Source organism: Variovorax sp. 01N429 (assembly GCF_056399425.1).
This window is the reverse complement of record NZ_JBFTRG010000174.1, coordinates 1-402: the sequence shown is the minus strand read 5'-3', so window position 1 is coordinate 402 and position 402 is coordinate 1. Positions and strand designations below refer to the sequence as shown.

Here is a 402-nt window from a genome sequence, read left to right as displayed (position 1 = left end):
GCGGTGTTCCTGCTGCCTCCGGCGGTAGCCTCGCGGTCTTCCGGGCGTCGGGTACGTGCCGAGCTGGTGCGCAGTGGCGCCATCCGTGCGGTCATCGGGCTGCCTGCCGGATCGGCAGTCCCGCTCCACATCGGTTTGCATGTGTGGCTACTTCAGCGTCCGGAACCCGGGGCCGCGCACCGCCCGCCTGTGCTGTTCGTGGAATCCGGTGCAACGCGTCGAGACCGCGAATCCGACCACACTCACAGCGCGCCACGGCTGCGCCATCGCCGCGACAACGTTGATTGGGACGGCTTGTCGGAGACGGTTTTGGGGCATTGGAGCCGATTCCGGTCGGCCCCCGAGGCGTACGAGGACACCCCGGGTGAAGCGCGCGCAGTCTCGGTGCTCGATCTGCTCGAC

At 68.7% G+C, this 402-nt stretch carries 1 protein-coding gene; it reads left to right on the top strand.

The window, feature by feature from the left end; genetic code table 11:
• Window positions 1–198 precede the first annotated feature (198 nt).
• Window positions 199–402 (top strand): hypothetical protein (locus AC1DSF_RS31120; protein ID WP_478184166.1); only part of this gene is annotated, 204 nt, incomplete at its 3' end.